18 protein-coding genes and 1 pseudogene are annotated in these 22,350 nt (G+C 44.3%); 9 read left to right on the forward strand and 10 right to left on the reverse strand.

Annotated elements, in window-relative coordinates:
• Positions 1-618 precede the first annotated feature (618 nt).
• On the reverse strand, positions 619-1,695 hold the full coding sequence (dinB, locus tag AB5542_RS13295; RefSeq protein WP_087419752.1) for a DNA polymerase IV: 1,077 nt from the start codon (positions 1,693-1,695) through the stop codon (positions 619-621).
• A gap of 100 nt (positions 1,696-1,795) precedes the next feature.
• Between dinB and AB5542_RS13300 the strand changes: the two genes are divergently transcribed.
• Both AB5542_RS13300 and AB5542_RS13305 read left to right on the forward strand, forming a co-directional pair.
• Entirely contained in the window at positions 1,796-2,572 is a 777-nt protein-coding gene (locus AB5542_RS13300; RefSeq protein WP_087419087.1) for a threonine/serine exporter ThrE family protein, read from the forward strand.
• Positions 2,569-3,078: a threonine/serine exporter family protein gene (locus AB5542_RS13305; RefSeq protein ID WP_288215062.1), complete on the forward strand. Its 510-nt coding sequence runs from the start codon at positions 2,569-2,571 to the stop codon at positions 3,076-3,078. Before AB5542_RS13300 ends, AB5542_RS13305 begins: the two co-directional genes overlap by 4 nt.
• A gap of 261 nt (positions 3,079-3,339) precedes the next feature.
• On the opposite strand, the gene AB5542_RS13310 is transcribed toward AB5542_RS13305, so the two are convergent.
• The 6 genes from AB5542_RS13310 to AB5542_RS13335 all read right to left on the reverse strand — a co-directional run bounded on the left by AB5542_RS13310 (position 3,340) and on the right by AB5542_RS13335 (position 8,284).
• Positions 3,340-4,362: a 1,9-bis(guanidino)-5-aza-nonane synthase gene (locus tag AB5542_RS13310; RefSeq protein WP_087419085.1), complete on the reverse strand. Its 1,023-nt coding sequence runs from the start codon at positions 4,360-4,362 to the stop codon at positions 3,340-3,342.
• Between the two features lie 72 nt (positions 4,363-4,434).
• On the reverse strand, positions 4,435-5,298 hold the full coding sequence (gene speB / locus AB5542_RS13315; RefSeq protein ID WP_087419084.1) for an agmatinase: 864 nt from the start codon (positions 5,296-5,298) through the stop codon (positions 4,435-4,437).
• Positions 5,299-5,418: 120 nt separating this feature from the next.
• Positions 5,419-6,726, reverse strand: coding sequence for an amidohydrolase (locus tag AB5542_RS13320; RefSeq protein WP_288215063.1), 1,308 nt, complete (start codon positions 6,724-6,726; stop codon positions 5,419-5,421).
• Between the two features lie 42 nt (positions 6,727-6,768).
• The gene (locus tag AB5542_RS13325) at positions 6,769-7,767 is read right to left on the reverse strand and encodes a type II toxin-antitoxin system HipA family toxin (protein ID WP_288215064.1); all 999 of its coding nucleotides are present in this window, start codon (positions 7,765-7,767) and stop codon (positions 6,769-6,771) included.
• The gene (locus AB5542_RS13330; RefSeq protein ID WP_270543468.1) at positions 7,764-8,084 is read right to left on the reverse strand and encodes a HipA N-terminal domain-containing protein; all 321 of its coding nucleotides are present in this window, start codon (positions 8,082-8,084) and stop codon (positions 7,764-7,766) included. The genes AB5542_RS13325 and AB5542_RS13330 overlap by 4 nt, the downstream gene beginning before the upstream one ends.
• Complete coding sequence (locus tag AB5542_RS13335) at positions 8,081-8,284, reverse strand: helix-turn-helix domain-containing protein (RefSeq protein ID WP_270543467.1); 204 nt, start codon at positions 8,282-8,284, stop codon at positions 8,081-8,083. The genes AB5542_RS13330 and AB5542_RS13335 overlap by 4 nt, the downstream gene beginning before the upstream one ends.
• Positions 8,285-8,871: 587 nt before the next feature.
• Here AB5542_RS13335 and AB5542_RS13340 point away from each other — a divergent pair.
• Positions 8,872-9,180: a helix-turn-helix domain-containing protein gene (locus tag AB5542_RS13340; RefSeq protein WP_368243123.1), complete on the forward strand. Its 309-nt coding sequence runs from the start codon at positions 8,872-8,874 to the stop codon at positions 9,178-9,180.
• 126 nt (positions 9,181-9,306) lie between these two features.
• Here AB5542_RS13340 and AB5542_RS13345 read toward each other — a convergent pair whose 3' ends face one another.
• From AB5542_RS13345 to AB5542_RS13355, 3 genes are all read right to left on the reverse strand, one after another.
• Positions 9,307-10,107, reverse strand: coding sequence for a nucleotidyl transferase AbiEii/AbiGii toxin family protein (locus AB5542_RS13345; RefSeq protein WP_087419081.1), 801 nt, complete (start codon positions 10,105-10,107; stop codon positions 9,307-9,309).
• Positions 10,104-10,907, reverse strand: coding sequence for a type IV toxin-antitoxin system AbiEi family antitoxin (locus AB5542_RS13350; protein ID WP_270543465.1), 804 nt, complete (start codon positions 10,905-10,907; stop codon positions 10,104-10,106). The genes AB5542_RS13345 and AB5542_RS13350 overlap by 4 nt, the downstream gene beginning before the upstream one ends.
• Before the next feature lie 63 nt (positions 10,908-10,970).
• A complete protein-coding gene (locus AB5542_RS13355) occupies positions 10,971-11,498 on the reverse strand; it encodes an RNA polymerase sigma factor (RefSeq protein WP_340278520.1) in 528 nt (175 codons plus the stop codon).
• A 109-nt stretch (positions 11,499-11,607) separates the two neighbouring features.
• On the opposite strand from AB5542_RS13355, the gene AB5542_RS13360 reads away from it, so the two are divergent.
• The 6 genes and pseudogenes from AB5542_RS13360 to AB5542_RS13385 form a co-directional block, all read left to right on the forward strand.
• Complete coding sequence (locus AB5542_RS13360) at positions 11,608-12,636, forward strand: FecR family protein (protein ID WP_270543463.1); 1,029 nt, start codon at positions 11,608-11,610, stop codon at positions 12,634-12,636.
• Between the two features lie 142 nt (positions 12,637-12,778).
• Entirely contained in the window at positions 12,779-16,228 is a 3,450-nt protein-coding gene (locus AB5542_RS13365) for a SusC/RagA family TonB-linked outer membrane protein (RefSeq protein WP_270543462.1), read from the forward strand.
• Positions 16,229-16,247: 19 nt separating this feature from the next.
• A complete protein-coding gene (locus tag AB5542_RS13370) occupies positions 16,248-18,179 on the forward strand; it encodes a RagB/SusD family nutrient uptake outer membrane protein (protein ID WP_270543461.1) in 1,932 nt (643 codons plus the stop codon).
• A 54-nt stretch (positions 18,180-18,233) separates the two neighbouring features.
• Complete coding sequence (locus AB5542_RS13375) at positions 18,234-19,580, forward strand: DUF4959 domain-containing protein (protein WP_270543460.1); 1,347 nt, start codon at positions 18,234-18,236, stop codon at positions 19,578-19,580.
• 3 nt (positions 19,581-19,583) lie between these two features.
• Positions 19,584-21,155, forward strand: a complete 1,572-nt coding sequence (locus AB5542_RS13380) for a DUF4998 domain-containing protein (RefSeq protein WP_270543459.1) — start codon at positions 19,584-19,586, stop codon at positions 21,153-21,155.
• Positions 21,156-21,410: 255 nt separating this feature from the next.
• Positions 21,411-22,350 (forward strand): annotated as a pseudogene (locus tag AB5542_RS13385) (TldD/PmbA family protein); the annotation flags it as partial.

Here is a 22,350-nt window from a genome sequence, read left to right on the forward strand (position 1 = left end):
AAAATAAAGAGGTCGTGCCGAATTTGTTAAAATGAATCAGGCACGATCTTTTTTTGTAAATTTCCTGTCGTGCAAATGTTAACGTGATTTTTACTTGATCAGGTAATCAGCGTGTTAATAAAAATCTGATTTTTAACACTATTAAATTTTACGCAAATGTTTGCGGGTAAAAAAAGATTTGCTAGTTTAGCATCGGTGAAAGAAAAAAAGCCTCGTGCTGTCACAGCAGGAGGCAACCAATAACAAATTTATGAAAAAAAATTGAAGTCTTTTCTTGAAATCCGATACAAAGGTATCGGCTTTTCTTTATATACAAAAAAAATGGTAGTTAAATTTCTGTTATATCGATTAATTTTCGATACACACTTTTATATACGAATACAGGGATACAAAAGTTAGGATTTATACTAAAATAAAAATGGTCCGCGCTGTCTCAGCGGGGACCCAAAATACCAATAACAAATTTATGAAAAAAAATCGAAGTCTCTTTTGAAATCCGATACAAAGGTATCGTTTTGTCATCGTAACCTTGTCACTTATGTATTAAGTTTCGGTTACACTATGATTACATTCAAAATATATGCCTATATACGGCACATGAACGTAAAGGTTTCATAATTAATCAAAATTAATTCTTAATTGTAAAGGGCCATCGGTGGTTAATTCTTCGAAAGGGTTTGATACAGAGAGACCTAGTAGGCGTATTCTAAATTGCGTAAGTTCTAAATCTTTGAGTAATTTTTTGGCTAGGGGAAGAATATCCTGTTTTGTTCGTAACTCGTGTGCCATAGTGACACTACGTGTCTTTTGGGTGAAATCGTGGAATTTGATTTTCAAGGTTAGGGTATGTCCTTTGAAATCAGACTTTTCTAGTCGGAGAATTAATTCCGTTGTCACGTGGTATAGTTCTATGATGACAGCGATATAGTTCGTCAAGTCATTCTCGAAGGTACTTTCACAGCCTACGGATTTACGGATTCGTTCGGGGGTAACCATTCTGGGATCGATGCCGTTGGCAAAATCGTGATACAAGGTACCGGCTTTCCCGAAATTGCGGGTAAGGAATGTCAGTGTACATTCCTTGAGGTCAGCCCCCGTGTGTATACCTAGTGAGTGCATTTTACGAGCCGTGACTTTGCCGATACCCCAGAATGCCTCGATCGGGAGTTTGGAGATAAAAGCGGGGGCCCGGTCAGGATGTATGGTGTAAAGCCCGTCGGGTTTCTTGTAATCGGACGCGATCTTAGCGAGGAATTTATTGTAAGAGATCCCGGCGGAGGCCACGAGTCCTAGTTTTTCTTTAATCTCTTTCTTGATTTCTCTGGCGACATCGACGGCTAACGGGATGTTTTTTTTGTTCTCGGTCACGTCTAGGAATGCCTCATCGAGTGCCAGGGGTTCGATCATGTCCGTGTATTCGTGGAATATTTCGTGAATCTGCATGGATACCGATTTATAGTATTCCATGTGAGAACCAACGAAAATGAGGTCGGGACAAAGCTGTTTGGCTTTCATGGACGACATGGCAGAACGTATGCCATAACGGCGAGCCTCGTAGCTGGCGGCAGCCACGACCCCGCGTTTCTCCGGACGCCCCACGACAAGCGGTTTTCCCCTGTATTCCGGGTGATCCCGTTGTTCGATAGAGGCGTAGAATGCGTCCATGTCGATATGAATAATTTTTCTGTTTTCCATCTCCCGTTTCGATGAGTAAATATACAACTTTCTCTTGAATTTTGATGTATATTTGCGGCCCCGAATACGAGGGGAAAATTAGGGTAGATAGTTAAATAATATGGAAAGAAAGGTTGATATTCAGGAACTCTCGAATTTCTTGATGGATTACACCACGAGTATGATGGGAGTCGGGGTACACACGGCGAGGGCCGTGAGGAGTGTTTCCCGTATTGCCGAGTCGTTCGGGTATGGGATTGACGTGACGATTTTTCAGAAAAATATTACCATGACAATCAAGCATCCGGAAGATTATTCTATCCGGCGAACTTACGTGCGGAAGATTCCTGCCTTGGCGATTAACTTTCAAGTGATTTCTGAGTTAAGTGCCTTGAGCTGGGAGGCTTACGATCATCATCTGTCGTTGGGCGAGTTAACGGCTCATTACCATGAGGTGATGAACGAACCCCGCATTTCCCGTTGGGTGGTGCTGGTTTTGGTTTCCTTGGCCAACGCGGCATTCTGTCGCTTGTTCGGGGGGGACGGGATTGCCATGATGCTGGTTTGTGCTGCGACTTGCGTGGGTTTTTGGGTACGGCAGGAGATGATGAATCGCCACGTGAATCATATGGTCGTTTTCGTTGTATCGGCTTTTATTGCCTCGTTTATCGCCTCGGCCGGAACCTATTTCGGCTGGGGTAAGACCCCGGATATAGCTTTGGCTTCCAGTGTCCTTTACCTGATCCCCGGGGTACCTTTGATTAATTCGATTATTGATATTTTGGGAGGTCATGTGCTGATAGGTATGTCTCGTGCGGTGAATGCGGCGATACTTATAATTTGTATCGCATTGGGGTTGTCGGTAACATTATTAATTTTAGGATTGGATACGCTATGAACTGGGATTTAGTATTATCTGTATTGCTTGATGGAATTTTTGCGGCGATAGCGGCTATTGGTTTTGCCGTGATTTCCAATCCCCCGAGGAAAGCGATTCTTATTTCGGCTTTGTTGGCTGCCGTGGGCCACGCTCTTCGATTTTACCTGTTGAATCACACGACCTTGGGTTTAATTCCCTCCACGTTATGTGCCTCGTTCACGATCGGTTTGTTCAGTATTTATTTTGCCCGGTTGATTCATTGCCCGGCAGAGGTTTTTTCTTTCCCTTCATTGCTACCCATGATTCCCGGAATGTATGCTTACAAGACAATCTTGGCATTGATCCGTTTCATGAGAACGGAGGATGAGGAAATTCTCCCCAACTTGATTGTAGAGATTTTCCGCAACGGATTGACAACCGCTTTTGTTTTGGCCGTGCTGGCTATCGGGGTGTCATTGCCGCTATTCATTTTCCATAAACAGGCGATTTCAATGACTCGTTTCCTGCGAAGGAGGAAAGAGTAGAAATACAGAGAGGTAATGACGGTTGCTTGTGCCGGAGTCACTAGGGAGTCTCGTTAGTAAGTTAACGGGAAGTCAACGGGAACTTAACGAGAAGTCGACGGATGGGATTGGTTCATTTGTGGTGGATGAATCATGAATTCACGATTCAGATATTAACGAGAGTATCGTGCATTCCCGAGGCAAGTTACTGGTAATATACCTGTTTGTCGGTAAGGAGGGGAAAAAAGAAAGAGGGAAACTTTCGTTTCCCTCGTGTCGTAATTATTTTTGGAATAATTTGTTCCAGTTTTTGTATTCTCTCTCTTTCCAAGGTCCGTTGTGGTAAACGTAGCTTGCGATAGCGGGAATAACGGTGGTTCCTTCAGCGTAAACCATTTGTTCGTAGGTAACGTCAACTTTACCCCAAGAGCAAGCCTCTTTCAAGGTAGAAGAAGAGCAAGCCCCGTCGCGAACATCGGCCACGGTGATCTGGATGGCGTATTTGTGCATCGGTACGTCGAATCCGAGGATTTCAGCACAAACAACAGTGTCTTGAGCGAAGTTCTTCGGGGTTCCACCACCTACCATGAACAAGCCGGTTGTTCCTGCCTTGATCTTGATCTGGGTCAATTCGATAAAGTCTTTTACAGAGTCGATCGACACATGTTTGTCGGGGTGTTCCCATTGGTGTTTACCAATTCCGAATCCTGCACTACAATCAGAGAATGCGGGGCAGAAGATGGGCACTCCACATTCATAGCAAGTCTGGATCAAGCTGTCTTTCTTCACGGCGTGTCCTTCGTGTAACCATTTACCGATTTCCCAGATAAATTCACGTGATGAATAGGGACGCGGCTCCAAATTGTTAGCGATCTCGTAAGTTGTGTGGTCGCAAGCCTGTAATTCTTCTTCATCGATGAACGTATCGTAAATACGGTCAATGTAAAGTTCTCTTAATTGCATGTCAGGCACATCCTGATGTCCCTTGTAGTGTTTGTAGCCAAGGGCCTCGAACAAGTCCATATCGATGATAGACGCACCGGTAGAAACTACCACGTCAACCATTTTGTTACGAACCATATCCACGTAAACCTGCATACATCCGGCAGCACTGGTACTTCCGGCAATGGTAAGAATATTAGTACACTCTTTCTCTCCGACCATCATCATCAGAATATCGGTTGCTCTGGCCGTGTCGCGAGAGGTGAATGACATATCGCGCATCGCGTCGATCAATTGGGTTGAGTCATACGACTTGATGTCGATGTGTTTGATAGTGTCTTTTAATAAATCTTTCTTTTCCATTCTATTTATCTTAAAAATATAAGGTACAATTATGAGGACCTTATTGACTCAATTTCGTCATTTAAAATTATTTCATTGGTTTTGATATTTTATGCTCAATATCTGGTAGATTAGTTTGCTAGCCAAAAAGTCAGATGATTTGTTGACTTCGTTGGGGCAAAGTTCTACCACGTCCAAACCGACAATGTTGTGACGTTCGTTGATCAATTTCAGGAAGTTCAGCACTTCTCTGTAATAGAGTCCGTCCGGTTCCGGGGTTCCTGTAGCCGGAAGGATAGCCGGGTCGAAAACGTCAAGGTCAATCGTGATATACACGTTGTCATGTAATTTTTGGGACACCATGTACATCCAGTTGTTACCTTCTTTGGCATCATGTAAATCGTGAGCATAGAAAATACGGTCCGGCATGATGTTCTCTTTTTCCTCGATAGCGGAACTTCTGATTCCTACCTGAGCCACGGTTGCCACTTCTTTGGCACGTGCCATGACACAAGCGTGGTTGTGGGTCGATCCCTCGTATTCGCTACGCATATCGGAATGTGCATCCAACTGCAGGACAGAGAACTTTTCATAGTGTTTGGCGAAAGCCCGGAATGCACCGATACTAACGGAATGCTCTCCTCCCAGGATCACCGGGAACTTTTTGTCGGTTAATATCTTGTCAACTTGTTTTTCAACTTCCTGAGACATGGCTTCCGGAGATGAGGCCTCTGTCACCGGTTCCAAGGTTGCGATACCATGAGTATATACTTCGGAATCCGTTTCAATATCGTAGAGTTCCATGTTAGCCGATGCTTCAAGAATTGCATCGGGACCTTTATCTGCCCCTTTCAACCACGTGCTTGTCCCGTCATAAGGTACAGGTAATACTACAATCTCGGCAGTTTCGTATGCCGTAAACTCGCTGTCGAGTCCTCCATAATTTTTATTTTCCATATCTAATTGGGTTTATAGTATTTATAAACTCCTTTCTTTGTAAAAAGGTTTGCAAAACTAACGAATATAATTGAGAATTGAAAATGGAAATTCGAAAATGAAAAACTCATTCCCATGTCATCATTTTCGGTTGTCAATCTGGCTGTTAACGATGTGTTTCATGGACTCCATGGTTTCCGTTTTATTGATATTCATAAGCTCCCGGTTGCGCATAATCCATTTCCCGTTTACCATGCTGGAACGGATGTTTTTGCTGTTGGATGCATAAACGATGGCTGAATACACGTCGTAGATCGGGAGCATATTGCTGGCATCGGCATGAATCACGATCAGGTCGGCTCGTTTCCCGACCTCGAGAGAACCCGTGAGGTGATGAATACCGAGGGCTTTTGCCCCGTTGATCGTGGCCATTCGTAATGCCGTTCGGGCGTTGACGGCTTCCGGGTTGTAGAGGGAGCCTTTGGGAAGGAGGGCCGCGAAGCGCATTTCTTCCACCATATCCAGCGTGTTGTTGCTTGCCGTGCCATCGGTACCGATGCTGACGTTGATGCCCGCTTTCATGTATGTATCCGTGTCGGCGATACCACTGGCCAGTTTTAGATTACTTTTCGGACAGTGGGCAACAGACGTGCGGGTCCGGGCGTATAATTCAATTTCTTTCGGGTTCAGCCAGACGGAATGGGCCGCGATCACGTTCCTGTCCAGTAACCCGATCGAGTAAAGGTATTCGGCCGGGGCCATACCGGTTTGACTCGTGAGGTCTTCCACTTCTTTACGGGTTTCTGCCACGTGGATGTGGAGAGGAATATTGTATTTCTCGGAGAGGACTTTGGCTTTTTGTAGCGTCTCTTTTGAACAGGTATAGGGAGAATGGGCGCAAATGGTAGGATGAATCAAGCTGTCCCCGTACCATTGTTGAACGAGAGATTCACAGCGAGCTACCCCTTCGTCGACCGTGTGAAAACTCGGTGTCGGGAAGTCGATCAGGGACTCCCCCACGACGGCCCGGATACCCGCTTTCTTGGCTTCCGAGGCGATGATGTCTTCAAAGAAGTACATGTCGTTGAAACACGTGGTTCCCGACTTGATCATCTCGATAAAAGCAAAGCGGGCGGCAACTGCCACGTTTTCCGGGGTCACCATGCGTGCCTCTGCCGGGAAAATATGTTCGTTTAGCCAAGTGTGGAGGGGGAGATCATCGGCATACCCGCGTAACATGGTCATGGGGACGTGAGTATGTGTATTGATAAATCCGGGCATCACGATCATGCCTTCCGCGTCGAAGTACTCCGCGTCGGGGCATTCGATTTTTCCTTCTCGAATTTCTTTTATCTGGTTGTCTTCCACCCGGATGGAACCGTTTTTGATCACCTCCATGCCTTCATTCATGGTGATGATGCAAGCGTTGAATATAATTGTAGTTGCCATAGTCTTGTTTTTATGCCAAAGTTAGTGATTTTTTGACGATCTTTAATCATTCCTCAGAAAACGGTGTAAACGCTCTTGATAAGAACGTTTGTACATTCGCTTAGCCTTTTCATTCAGAAACGAACGATCTATCAGTTCGCTTACTAGGGGAAATTCTTGAGAGAACATAGTGATAATGGCAGATTGTTTTTTGGGTTGAACTCCAATACGATTGCCAAATGTAATAAAATCCGTTTTACAAGGATGGCCTGTTCGTGCATAGGTCTCTGAGTATTGATCCTCGGGGATTAGTCCGCCTTGTAGGGCAAAATCTTCATCGTCAACATGAACGGACGTGTTCATCAAATCGTAGGCTGGTGAAAGTAAATAATCACCTAAAGGGGTTTGTTGAAGAGAAAAATTCTTCAAGTGAGCATCGCCATTGGCAAACAAGTAATTAAATATGACTAATGTAAAAAGCTTGCTGATCTCGACTTGCCATGCCGATACGTAAGTACGCGTTAAAAGAGCAATATCCTCATAACTGCCCGTGTATTTAAAATCTTTACCATGTGTAATCGCTGATTTATGTGCCAACGATGAAAAATCTTCTTGTGGGATTTTGCTCCCGTCTGCCGCGAAGTCGAATCTTTTGGTGATATATGCGGCCTCGCCATCAGCAAAGAAAATCATGGCGTTATCGGCCGTGTTGATTTTATATACTTGCCTTGCGATCTGCATGGTCAGGTGTTCGTTGGCAGGAATTTGATCTCGAAAACGTAAATGCTTGTAACCGGGAGCCGGTTTTATAATGTAACGGCCTTGTTTTCCACTTGGAGTGAGAATCACTTTACCTTTGTCGATGATGGCTGAAAGTTTTTCTTGTACTCCCGAAACCGATATTTGATTAATAGCGGCTATGAAATTTTCTTTATCGGCATCATAATTGAAATCTAGTATATGGCTTACTTTCTTTCCGTTAAATAAACGACGAGAACAAGCCGGGCTATATGTGTCGAAACCCGGGGTCAAGTTCCCCGGACATACCTCTGTTTTTGTCATATCTTCTTGATTGTTATTGCTCCGATCGTGTCATTTCCGGCAGTTGCCAGTAATAAGCCAAAAGCATCGTCTTCATCAATCTTCAATGTCTTGCATTGTATGGCTTTGTTGGCACCTTCGGAGAGCATGTTATAAAAAAATGGAAATATCGTGTCCGCAACGTATTCATCTTTACGTTTCGGAAAAGACAATGAGATGGCTTTCTGGCTGTTGTCCAGTAAATAAGTATTATCATATTGAAAAATGTATTTCCCCTCGTCAGTCTCTATTAGTCGTCCGGCGAGGATTCCGTTCGTGTAAACCTCCGCTTGTCTCATACTTTAATTTCCTTTACTTGCATAATAATTTCAAGTCCCAAAATATCGGCGATTTTACCCAATGTACCGATAGACGGGTTCGCTTTTCCCGTTTCTATACTTTTGATGATCCGCGGGCTCAAACCGGTATAATCTGCCAAATCCTGTTGGGTCAAACCAAGTAAAGCACGGCGTTCTTTAATAAGTTGATAGAAATCCATAGTGCAATATATTTCCCTTTTAGTGCAAATTTACGATAAAAATGGGATAATCCAAACAGTTTGTGCAATATATTGCACTATTTATATCCTAATCTAACCCAGGTAAAGTGGTAATTTAACCCGGATAATCTCACTTAACCAGAGCTTATTCGAAGCTTTTACAGAGCTTAAATATTGTGGAATGTGGGTGCTACGTGTAAGTTTCGAGGGTTCTTCGAATAAGTGGGATTATTTGGGTAACTTCTCCTTAGGTTCTCTTTAGGTTCTCCTTGTACTCTAGCCTGTAATTAGAGTTTTAACCCCGTAATAACATCGTGATAATACTGTAATAATCTCACGTGACCATTATATTGTCCTTTTTGCGCTCTTTCCGGTATATTGGAAAAGGGTTATGAAAGGGCGATGAAAGGGCGATGAAAGGGACGGGGGAGATTATAACGATAGTAAAAGGGTGGCTTATCCCTGTTTTATCCTTGTTGATGTTTTCTAATAATAAAAACGGATGAATCATTGATTTTTGTTCACTAATTAGTTATCTTTATAAAAGCAAAAATACTTGTTATAGCAGAAAAAAGGAGAATAAAATGATGAGTGATGATGAATTGAAAGCAATAGGATGTACTCCGATTGAGGATTTAATCACGGAAGATTTTGGTGCTATCGGGACGGAAGAATGTAATGAATTTGAAAATGGTTGTGAGGCATTCATTATAGGGGAACAATTAAAAGCGGAGCGTTTGAAAGCGGGTATGACGCAGGAGCAACTTGCAGCTAAAATAGGAACAAAAAAAAGTTATATTTCCCGTATCGAAAATGGACATGCAGATATTCAGCTTTCCACGTTGTTTAAGATATTTCAAGGGCTTGGACGTAAAATTAGTTTTACTATAATGTAATTTCATAAATTCCTTGTTCCCAAACGAGGTGAGTAGTTTATTACTTCACCATATGCTTCCGTAAAATAAGAATCGCCTCTCGGCGTTTGTTATAGACGGTTTGGAGGGCGAGGCCCAATAAGTATATTATCTGGTCCAAGAAAGTCTATCAATGAGCCTCTCTTTCACAACTAGATATGCCTCTTGGGGGTTGAATGAAATCTCCGGTCGCAGTAATAATTGTGAGTCACCAAGGAAATCTGGATCTTGTATTTTCTCCTCCATGTTGAGAATAAATTGTTTGTAGGTGGGTGGCTGTTGTACTGTAAACCTCATATACTTGTGATAGCAGCGAATCACGTCATCTGGATTTACATCCGTTTGTTTTAATGCAACGTACAGATCAAATAAATCACGCCCTTTTTTTCGTTGATAGAGCGCACGTAATTTCGTCCCCAATAATTCAGCAAATTGGTAGGTAGTAATCTTACAGGAACCGGAAAACCATTTATTTCCGACCGAGAAAGGAACTTCTACCAGGCCCATTTCAGTGAAATGCTCAAAGCAGTTTATCTCCAGTTTCAAACGAATCGGCATGACGGGAGGTATTTCGGATTCCATGCGAAATAGCATGGTGTTATTATATCGTTTCTGTTTTGTTACTTTATTTGGCATAAAATCAAGAACTTCGCCTAGGCGGGACATGATGGATTTTATGGGGCCGGCAGTTATTTGTACCAGATCAATATCTTCACTATATCGAGGCTGGGGGGAAAGATATAATTTATGAAGAGCCGTACCTCCACGGAAAGCCAGTTGATTTCGCAGAAAGTTATCGTTAAAAATAGCCACGAGGCAACGTGAAATCAGTAAATCCTGTTCCACTTGAGCATTGTCCGTCCAAGGTACTTGTGCGCCCCATTCTTGTATCGCTGATCTGTTTATCATATATCGTCTATTTCTATTGTTTGATTAATAATAATTTTCCATTTGTTGTTTCGTTTGGCTCCACGGATGGGCAGACAATGTGCAAGAGGTGTATAGCCGAGCTTTTTGTTTAGTAGACATAATTGCTGATACAGCATCTCGGCCTGTTTTGTCTCTTCCAGTATATAATCCAATATATATCCGAGTCGTTGAATCGATGTTAATGAGGCTGTCTGAAATAAAGTATTTGAGTTTTTGGAGAAGTCGATAGTTTCTACTAATTCAGAAAGAACTGTGGCGGCAACGGACAATCCTCCTATCTGATGCTCGAATTGTACGAGGTCAACAGCTGTCAATTCAGCTGATGAATAATGAATTATCCCGGTTTCGGAATTCTTGCTGCAAAGTAAATTTTCGGGAATATCTTTTCTATAATTCCAAACGATAAGGTTGTTTTTCCGTGCAGATGTTGTTACCACGGGGCGTAAAGTCGTGACAGAGAAGCGTTGAGGGCGCTGGTGGGCTGCACCATGAATCTCCGCTGCACTGAGTAAACTGATATAATAAGGTTTAGCGAGATATTCCATCAGTTGGTCGATATAATAGGTGGGGGGGACGATACCACGAACTGAATATTGTATCGGAATCACGGTATAAAAGCTTTTGTAAACTGATTGGATAATTTTTTGCTTTGACAGACGGTACAACTCGTTCATGATATGTTGTTCGGGCATGTCACTAAAATTGACTTTTACATCTCGATATGAGAATGTGGGCTTACCAAGGCTTTCTTGTTGTTTTATCCAATTTCTTATAGTCATATCAATATAATTTGTTGTAAAGATAATCATTTTTTGATTAGGGTTGCAATAAATTATGGACAATTACTTCACCATATGTTTCCGTAAAATAAGAATAGCCTCCCGGCGTTTGTTGTAGACGGTTTGGAGGGCGAGGCCCAGTTTCGTGGCGATCTCTTCGGGTTTCCAGCCTTCGAGGTACATGCGGATAACCGTGGCGTAGTCGGCGGGTAGGAATTTTAGTGATTCGTACAAGGAATGAAATAGTTCCACTTGCTCGATGTCTTCCGAAAATTCGTTTTCGACTTTACTTTCCAGTTCGAAACGTTGCTGGTATCCCAGATGCTTGATTTTATTCTTGTAGGCATTCTTCAACGCGATAAAACAGAATGTTTTGATGTAAGGGAGTGACGGGAATTGAACGGATTCCCGGAGCCATATATCGGTGAAAATATCTTGTATAACGTCTTCTGCCGGAAGATTCAACGGGTTGAAAATATGGGTTGCGTATAGGTATAATTCTCTATATATCATTCGATAAACGATACTAAACGCTTTCGGGTTTCGCCGATTAAAAGATTCCAAAAGGATAATATCGTTCTGTTTTGACATACATCCAATATAGGTTTATTTGTGCAAATGTAAATCTTTTTTGAAAAAAATCACTTTTCTACGGTAGTTTTTCCTGTTTCAGTTTATATATGTGTAAAAAGATATAGACATGAAGACTGAAAAAGATATAGAAGAAATGCTGGATAACGTGAAAATCCCTTCGGATGAAGAGGTTGAGGCCGCGGGGGTGCGATTCGATCGGCGGCTGCGTCGTGTGAGAATGTGCCGTCGGATCATTTGGAGCGGGAGTTCCGTGGCGGCGGTGCTGTGTTGTGGGCTCGTGTTTGCCTCGTTGTGGGTACGTGAAAAGGGAGAAGTGCCTGAGGTGACAAAAGTGGTCAGCGTGATCAAGATGGATCACGAGTTTGCCGTGCCGACCTTGATTCTGGCGGACGGGAATAGTTTGAACCTGAAAGAGAAAAAGATGGATTCCATGGTTCAGAAATCGAACATTCAGATTGCGAATAACCATATCATGTATGATACGGTAAGGACTGCTCGCGAAATTGCGTACAACACTCTAATCATTCCTGCCGGGTTCACGTATAACGTGACGCTTGCTGATGGGACAGAGGTAACGTTGAATGCCGGGAGTCGCTTGAAATACCCGGAAGAGTTTGTCGGGGATTTGCGAGAGGTCGAATTGTCGGGAGAGGCTTATTTTAACGTGACGAAGTCGGGGCAGCCGTTCGTGGTAAATATTGACAGTTCTAAAATTCGGGTTTACGGGACCCGGTTTAACGTGAAGGGACGCCAGCAAAAGACGGTCGAGACCGTGTTGATCGAGGGGAAGATTGGTTTTAAATCTCCCGGTCGTGACGAGATTCAAGTTGTTCCCGGAGAACAGGTCGCTTATAACGTGGGGTCCGGTGATATTAAAGTGGAACGTGTGGACGTGCAATATGCCACGGCGTGGCTGGATAACGTGTTCCGCTATCGGGACAAGCCTTTGGATCTCGTGCTGGAAGATATTTCAACTTGGTACGGGGTCGAGTTCGAGACCCGGACGGAATTAGCCCGGATTGAAGTAACCATGAATTTGAGTAAAGAAACTCCGATTGATGAGGTAATTCAATTCCTTGAAGAAATGACGGATTGTAAATTTATAAAAGAAAGGGGGCATTACATCGTGAAGTAAAAAACAACAAGTAAAAAAATTATCCCGCTAGGCAGGATAATTTAGGGTAAAATCGCTATCGTATAAAATTGAGCCTTTATCCATAGCGACCATCAAACAGTAAAGTGAATTTACTATTTAATTAAATTAGTACGACAAATTTATGCAAAAAAATCACATGGGCGGTATCTCTATCGCTAAAAAAATTGTGTTGTATATATTCTTGGTATTTACGACACTAGGAGCTATACCTAGGGACACGTACGGGGCGACATCTTGTGTGTTTCAGGTCATCCAGAAGAAAGTAACCATTTCGATGAAAAATGCCACGCTGGAAACCATTCTGGTCGAAATCAACCGACAATCGGGTATTGATTACGGCTTCCAGAGCAACGGGGTGGTGGATAAAAACCGACGCTTCACGTTGGAGGTAAAAGATGTTACCGTGGACGAGGCTTTGAAGACATTGTTGAAAGACAGTCCATACGATTATGTACTCGAAAAGAATCGGGTCGTGATTGTGGAAAGAAAGGCCAAACCGGTACAATTGATTGCCGTGACCGGACGAGTTGTGGATGAAAAAGGGAATCCCATTCCCGGGGCTACGGTATTGATTCAGGGAACGACCCAAGGGGTGGCCACGGATACCGAGGGACGTTACACGATCAACACACGGCCGGAGGATGCCTTGCGGGTTTCCTTCATTGGTTACAAAACAGAGGTAGTGCCGCTCAAAGGGAAAACGAAATTAAACGTTCGTTTGAATCCCACGGCCGAGAATATCGAGGAGGTAACCGTTGTGGCTTTCGGGGAGCAAAAGAAAGAGAGTGTGGTTTCGGCGATCACTACTGTGGATGCAAGAACCTTGAAATCTTCAAGTAGTGACTTGACTTCCCAGTTTGCCGGAAAAATCGCCGGTATCGTGGGGTGGCAGACGGGAGGTATTCCCGGGGCGTTGACGGAGGAGGAAATGAATACCAAATTCTACATTCGTGGTATTACTTCTTTCCAAACGAATGCCAATATTGACCCTTTGATCTTGATTGACGGGGTGGAGTCGTCCAAGCTGGATCTTTCCCGTATGACACCGGAAGATATTGAAACTTTCAGCGTGATGAAAGATGCATCGGCAACTGCCATGTACGGGGCCCGCGGGGCAAACGGGGTAATTTTGATTACCTCCAAGAAAGGACAGGAAGGTAGTGTTTACACCTCTGTTCGTTACGAGGCGGTATTGAGTATGCCGACGAGGGAGATCGAGGTGGTAGACCCTATCAATTACATGAAGATGTACAATCAGGCGTTGTTGGCTCGTAACCCGGATGCCACCCCGCAATATAGCGTGGAACGCATCGAACGCACGGGTTCACCGTCATATCCTTCTTGGGTGTATCCGGCGAACGACTGGTACGACATCATGTTCCACAATTACTCCATCAATCACCGTGCCGGTTTGAACATCCGGGGTGGTTCCCGTTTGGTTCAATATTACACGTCCGTGAATTACGTTCGTGACGAGGGTATGTTGAAGACCGATCGTCTGAACCAGTTCAAGTGTAATATCGAGAACAGCACGTTCTCTTTCCGTACGAATCTGAATATAGACCTGAGTGCCGGAATTCGTTTGAATATTAACACTTCTGCGAACTTGGATAAATATCGCGGTCCTTATGCCGATGTATCGGAAGCTTATTACTTGGCTTTTAATGCTTCTCCGGTGGATTTTGCCCCAATTTATCCCGCGGATGAGTCATCCAATTGGCCGCATCTTCGTTTCGGAGGAGTGGATCAAAAAACGACCAATCCTTATTTGATCTTGCATCAAGGATACAAGGATCGTCGCCGTTATTCGGCTGTAGCTCGTGCAGAGTATATACACAATCTTTCGACCCTTCTCAAAGGTTTGGAGTTACGGGCTTCGGTTTCCATGAACCAGACCGGATACTATGCGAATGCTTATAAGACAACCCCTTATATGTATGCTCTGAAAAACTATGATTTTGAAACCGGGGAACATCAGTTGAATGCTCTGAATAGTGCTGATGCATCCAGAACCTTGGCGAAAGATGATACTAAAGAGCATACCAATAGTGCCCAATCCACGCAAATGAGTTACGAAGTACGAGGGCTGCATGTGGCAGCTTGGGGAGAACACCAGACCAGTCTGACAGTTGTGTTTAATTTGCAGGAAACCACGAATTCTCAAACAGCATCCGTGCTGGATGGTATTCCGAATCGGAACATGGGCTTGTCCATGCGCGGGACTTACGGGTGGAGAGACAAGTATTTTGCAGAGGCCAGTTTCGGGTATAATGGGTCCGAACGTTTTGCCAAAGATCACCAGTTTGGTTTCTTCCCGGCGTTGGGAGCGGCTTGGATTGCATCCAAAGAGAGATTCTTAGCCGATCATACAGCTCATTGGCTTTCTTTCTTGAAATTCCGTTTCTCGTGGGGTAAAGTCGGGAATGATGGTGTTATCAAGGATCCGCGTTTCACCCATTTGCCGTTATTGAGTGCTGAAGGAGTGTTAGACCCGACTCCCAGTGGAAATTCTTTGACGAGACCTTTTGTGGCTTCTTATCCTAATGAAAAACTCACGTGGGAAATTGCCGAACAAAGTAATATCGGTATCGAAACCAAATTCTTTGGTGGAATTGTAGAGCTTAATGCCGACATCTATCAGGAGGTCCGACATAATATCTTGGACTATCGTTACACGATGCCGTCGACTACCGGTTTGGAGAAACCGCAGATTGGAAACGTGGGTAAGGCTCGTTCCCGCGGTATTGACCTTTCAGGTAAGGTGCAGCATGCCTTTACCCCGGATTTTTGGATGATTTTGAATGGTACGTTCACGTATAGCAAGGCTACTTACAGGAAGATCGAGGAAGCGACGAGTAAACCGGCATGGCAACGGAGAGAGGGACATGAACTGTCACAGCAGATCGGTTATATTGCTGAGGGACTTTTCCGCGATCAGGCGGAGATCAATAATTCGCCTACCCAAGGAGGTGACATCATGCCGGGAGACATTCGTTACCGTGATATAAACAAGGATGGCGTGATCGACGTGAATGATGCCACGTACATCGGGTTCCCGACGACACCCCGTGTGATTTACGGGTTCAGTGGGTTCTTTAACTTCAAGAATATCGAGTTTAGTTTTGCTTTCCAAGGATCCGGGAAACGGGCTTTCTTTATGAATCCTCAAAAGATTAGTCCGTTTGTGGATAACCGGGCCATGTTGAAAGCGATCTATGATGATCACTGGAGTGCCGATAACATGGAGGAACGTCCTTTTTGGCCGCGTCTTTCCACGCAATCAATTATCGTGCATAATCCTCAGGAAGCATGGGGAGGCTCTGAGCAACGGAGATCAACCTATTTTATGCGGGAGTGCAGTTTCTTGCGTTGTACCTCGATCGAATTGGCTTACAATCTTCCGCGGGAATTCCTGCAAAGGTTGAGAATGCAAACGGTGAAATTTTATGCCCGTGTCAATAATCCTTTCTTGATCACGAATTTCAAGGTATGGGACGTGGAGTTGGGGGACAATGGTTTTAATTATCCGATACAGCGTACTTGGTCGGTAGGAGTGAACCTAAGTTTCTAATTTAAACATATATGTAGCAATGAAAAAATATCTATTATCAATACTTTGTGGAATTCTTTTGCTCCCCGGGTGTAATTACCTTGATATGGTGCCGGAGAAAGACATTGAAACGATAGAATCGCTTTTTGAACAGCGCACAAAAGTTGAGCAGTGGTGGAAAGGGCTTTATTCCGAGTTGAACCGTATATTTGCCGATTTTGAGGTTAATGTGGCTTATACTGGAACGGATGAGTTTGTAACTTGTCAAGCATTGCATAATTCGACCATGCCTTCTCTCGACGGGTTGAAGGTTGCTGATGGCCTTCAGATGTCTCAAAATCCTTACGGGTCAATCTGGTACAGGATGTATGTCGTTATCCGAAATTGTAATATTTTCCTCGAAAATGTAGATCACACGTATAATATGAGCGAGGAAGATCGTAATTGGTGGAAAGCAGACGTGAAAGCGGTGAAAGCGTTTATTTATTTCGAATTAGTGCGTCGTTATGGGCCTATTTGTTTGGTTCCGCAGAATATGCCGGTAGATTTGCCGGTGAAAGATTATCAATTACCTCGTCAACATGTGGACTCTTGTTTCAAGGAAATCATTAATTTGTTGGATGCGTCCATGGAATATATGCCTAAACATAGCCAAAAAGTATCTAATTATGGGCATACATTCACTCTCGAAGCGGTGTATGCGCTGAAAGCAAAAGTGTTGCTTTATGCCGCCTCTCCTCTTTTCAATGGGAATGCGTTTTATTCCGACTTTAGGAACAAGAACGGAGAGTTACTTTTTAATTCCACTTATGATCGGAATAAGTGGTTATTAGCCGCGGAAGCCGCTGATAAGGCTGCGGAAATGTGTGAAGAGGGCGGACGGGCTTTAGTCTCTGGAGCGACCGGGAAAAAGACCGATTTATTGAATAAGATGGCTGATATAGAGAATATGTCGTTTTCTCGCTTCAATAATTCTGAATACCTTTTGGAATGGAAATATCCGTCTCAATTTTTCAAATTTTTCCTGCCGCGGTTGGTTGGCGATGATGATAATTTTGACTCTCAGACGTTAGGTTGCCTTTCTCCGTCTATGAAGATGGTAGAAATGTACTACACGGCGAACGGGTTACCTATAGATGCCGATATTACATGGAGTTACAGCAATCGTTATAAACTGGCTTCCGAAAGTAGCCCCGTGTACGAGGGGGTTATCCCAATGAATATCGACGTGGTGAACCTTCATCTTCGTCGCGAACCCCGGTTCTATGCTTGTATTGCGGGAGATAGGATGTACTGGCAGCGCGGAACAAATACAGCAGATGTAGACTATAATTTTCTCGTGAAAGCACATAAAGGGGAAGAACCGTGGGGGACGCAATATGACTTTATTGTCAGCAACTCATGGCAGAACATCAATGGTTACTGGTTAAAGAAACATCTTTTCTCGTGGTTCCAGACAAAAGGTTATTCCAACAACCTACAAGGAAATGAAACGGCAGCCATCATCCGTTTGGCGGAAGTTTATTTGATGCAAGCGGAGGCTTGGAATGAATACTTGGATCAGCCGGATAGCCGGGTGTATGACCCGCTGGATAAAGTGCGTGAACGTGCCGGGATTCTACCCGTGAGAGAGGCTTGGGGAAGTTATTCCAACAACCCGGTAAAAGTAACCACGAAAGTCGGTATGCGGGATATTATTCATCAGGAGTATAGTATCGAGTTTGCTTTCGAGGGACATCGTTACTGGGATCTTCGCCGTTGGCTGACAGCCCATCAGACGATGAATGAAAAACAATATGGCTGGAATATTATCGGGACCACGGATCAGGCCTTCTATAACTATGAAATGGGGCCGATCGTGGTATATAGCAGTAATAAATTTATTGCCCCGCGGGATTATCTTGATCCGTTTGATGCAGAAGAGATCCTGATTTCCGGCATGGTACAGAATCCGGGATGGGGAGGTAAATAAATGATGGATTTACGATTGTAGATTGTAAATTTTAATCCTTAAAAAGATAGAATGATGAAAAATACCATTTTCTTATTATTATTTGTATTCGCTTTGTTTGCCTGCGAGGACGATGATTCGGCGTTCGATCCATCGATGGAAGGACTGGAGATTAAATTTACTCCGGTTGCAGGTGGGGCGATGATGCATTACAACCTGCCGAATAACAGCGACATCTTTGCCATGAATATCCGTTACAAAGATTGGCAGGGATTGGATGTGTTGAAAGCCTGTGGATATAGTGGTGATTCGGTTCTACTGGATGGTTTTACCAGAAGTCAGGAGGGAATAAAGGCTCAGATCTCTTTTGTTAATCAAAACAATGAAGAATCGGGAGCAATGGAGTATCAATTTTCAACATTGGACAGTGCGCCTTGGTCTTTCTTCGATGATTTGACGGTAAGATCCTCGTGGAATGGTTTTCAGGTGATCTACAAGAGCCCTTCGGTGGTTACCGGGATGGTTCATATTTTTTACTTGGGAACAAACCCGTTGACTCAGAAGGAAGACACGATTCTGATGAGTAGTTTTCCGATCACTCAACAAGGAGATACGCTTAGTTTCATTCAAAAGCAGGAAAGATCAAGCAACACGATCATTGTTCGGACGGAAGATTTTCACGGTTTCCGTGTAAGACAGGAAATTTACCCAGACATTGATGCCTTCCGGGCGGAACAATGGAAGATGTCTGCAAGTGACTTTAATGATTTCGGCTTGTCAAGGGAGAGTTCTAAGGCCAAGACGGGAGTGGAATATCTGTTTGACGGGGAATTGAAAGGTTTGGAGCGTTTGATCGCTTCGGCTTATGAAGACAAGGATGCACGTACGGGAACGGAAGTTTATGGAGCTTATCTTGCCGGTCCTTATGCTTACAGAAAACCGATGATTCTCGACTTGAGAGAACAGAAGACTCCGGCATGGATTCGTATTTATTGTCTTTATCCGATACTTGCCCAACATGCAGTTAGTCCTGCCACTTGGGGAAATGTGTGGATTGGTTCTTACGAAGACAAGGTGCCGTGCAAAATTTCGGTATATGGTAACAGTACCTCCTCGGATCCGGATGATGAGGGATGGGTTTACTTGGGACAATTGGATCAAGCTCCTGAACGCGAGGCTGTAACCAAAAGATGGTCGCGTCTTACGACAGATTTGGCGTCGGCTCCAAAGGACGTGGATGATCTGGAAACGAAAAACCCGATTTACGTGGATATTCAATTCCCTCCTGTGAACAACAAGTATCGTTACTTGAAAGTGTTGGTACTCGACACGTTTGACACGTCGAGAGAAGACGGGATAAATCGTAATCAACAAGAGTATTTTACGTTACAGGAACTGGAAGTTTATGTGAAAAAGGATTAAGTTATGAGAAAGAGAAAATACATCATAAATCTATTTGCGGCTGCCGCGTTGTTGGTGGGGTGTGGCGAGAGCTTGGAAGACACGTATAGTGATTATGCCGGAGACGGAAAGATCCGTTACGTGGCAAAATGTACAGAAGTTCATGCCACTCCGGGCTGGGAACGCTTGCTTGTGGAATGGATAAACGGAACGGATGCAACCGTTGATAAAATCAAGGTGATATGGTCATGTGAAGACTTGAAAGATTCGGTTTTACTCCCCAGTACGGCCGAGTCCTACGAGTTGACAAATCTGACTAACGGGACTTACCGTTTTGACGTGAGTGCCATAGATTTTTTGGGTAACGAGTCTTTGGTGGAAACCACCTATGGCCGTCCTTACACGAGAGAGCACGAGATCATGTTGGCCTTCACGAGAGGCGTTGTGAAACCGTACTTCCTGAAAAACAAATTGATATTCTTTTCTGACCAGTGGAATGAGAATATCGACGAGATCAAATTACAATATAAGGATACACAAGGTAAGACGCAGTATTACACGTTTGACGAATCAACTTATGACTCTTTTATCACGATTGACGATGTGAGCGTTAACCCAACGGACACGATTTATGTGCTTCGGAAAGGAAGAGTGGAAGGTTGCCCGGATTTGATTGAATTTGATCCGTTGGCATTGAGCCATACGAAGATTTTCAGTTCGGGATTTGTAAATGCTATCGAACGTCGCTATGGGTATTCTAACAAGACGAAGGAACAAGAAGTGGAATTTGAGAAATTTGTAGAAGAGGTGACCGAGTTGGAATTTGACTACGACATCGAAACTTTCGAGGACGTGTTGTATTGCCCGAATCTGAAAAAGCTGATATTTGCAAAAAACCGTTATCTGGATTCGAAATATAGTTATTCAACGGATAATGATCATCCCTTATTACGGAGTTCTATTGATCGAAGTCTTCAAGTATTAGATAAGGCCAGCGAACCGGATGTGTTGGGATTGAAAATTGAATGGTATGGTGGTTGGAATATTCCTTATTTCGAGTTTGAAGAGCCCCCGTATATGGAATACATGGGATACTCCCCGCTTCCCGAGATGGAATTTATTGCACCGGAAGCCTTGAGAACGTATGACAACGGGAGTAAGATTAGCTGTTCGCCTTCGGATCTTTATGCCGACTTGAATGCTTTGTTGGATGACGATTATCAAACGACATGGACTACCACGTCTAATACGGTGCCTCGTAAGTACGAGATGGCGATGGAATTGTTGGAGGAAACAGAGATTAGCGGGATAAAGATTGCGCAACCCTTGTATCACCCGATGATGGATCGACGGATGCAATACATCATGCCTTCTCAGATTTCTATTCAAGTGTCCACGGACGGAGGTCATTGGCAGAATGTCACTTATTTTGAAACCAATGAACTGGGACGCGGATCGGGAGAAGTTACTTTGTTGAAATTCCCGGAAGGTTCCCGGCGGGTACGCTACATCAAGTTTACCTTACAGGATGGAACGGACCCAGGTGGAAACTGTGCGATCGCTTTGGGGGATATTCTTCTCTTTAAGTTGAAGTAGAGGACGGTATCTCGATATGCTCGCTTGAGCAACTTTGATGAATCATTAAAAAGGGGGAGTCTGGAAAGTTGTTTTTTTAACTCCCTCCCCCCTTCGGGGTACTCCCTCTATAAACAGAGGGAGAGTTGAGCTACTTACCGTCTTTGGTAAGAGTTACCAGCTCCTCCTCTGTTCATAGAGGAGGTGGCCGAAGGCCGGAGGAGTTTGTTTCGCGACAGATAGAGCTTTTCGGATGGCCCTTACAAATAGATCGATATGCTAAAAATCAATCATTTTACCAAACTCTTTTTTAGCGGGATACTCTTATTGTGTTTTTCCGGGGCTTTCGCTCAAGAGCAGGAGGATCGTCTCCTGCAATTAATGAAACGGGAGCTGGCGTATAGCATGGAGCAACTGAAAAAACAGGAAAGTGTTCCCTATTACATGAACTTGCGGGCGATGGACGACCGCACGATAACGGTCGTGAGTTCATTCGGGGCCGTGACTACCTCTAACGAGAATCGTATGAGGACATTGGTGCCACAAGTCCGGTTGGGCAGTCCGGATCTGGATAATTTCAAGTATAATATGCAAGGAGGGTTTGCCGGACCTAACGCGCAAGGAGCGCGAGGGGTCGTTTTACCCTTGGATGATGATGCCACGGATGCGATCCGGGAAGCGATTTGGCGGGAAACGTTGAAACGTTACGAGTTCGCCCGTAATATGTACGATCAGGCGAAAACCCGGGCCACGGTGAGCGTGGCGGATGAGGATAAAGCCCCTTGTTTCTCTGATGCTCCCATGGAACATTATTACGAGGCTCCTTTGGCTGCCGGGAGGCAGAAAATGGATATTAAACGGGCTTGGGAACAGCGCCTGAACGAGGTTTCCGCCGTGTTCAAGACCTGCCCCGAGTTGAGCGAGGGATCAGCCAGTTTTAGTTTTCAGGTATTGCGCACCTATTTCGTGAATAGCGAGGGGAGCGTGGTGGTGCAAAACCGGATTGCTACCCGGGTGATGTTGATGGCCTCTTTGAAAGCGGCTGACGGGATGGAACTGCCCTTGAACAGAGACTATTTTGCTTACACGCCCGATGACTTACCGGATAATGATCGGATGATCGCGGATGCACGGGACATGATCAAACGCTTGCTGGCGTTGCGCGATGCCCCGGTGGCCGATCCTTACACGGGTCCCGCCATCCTGTCCGGCCCTG

This window comes from Butyricimonas sp. RTP31003st1_G1_RTP31003_210430 (assembly GCF_040920905.1).
GTDB lineage: Bacteria > Bacteroidota > Bacteroidia > Bacteroidales > Marinifilaceae > Butyricimonas > Butyricimonas paravirosa.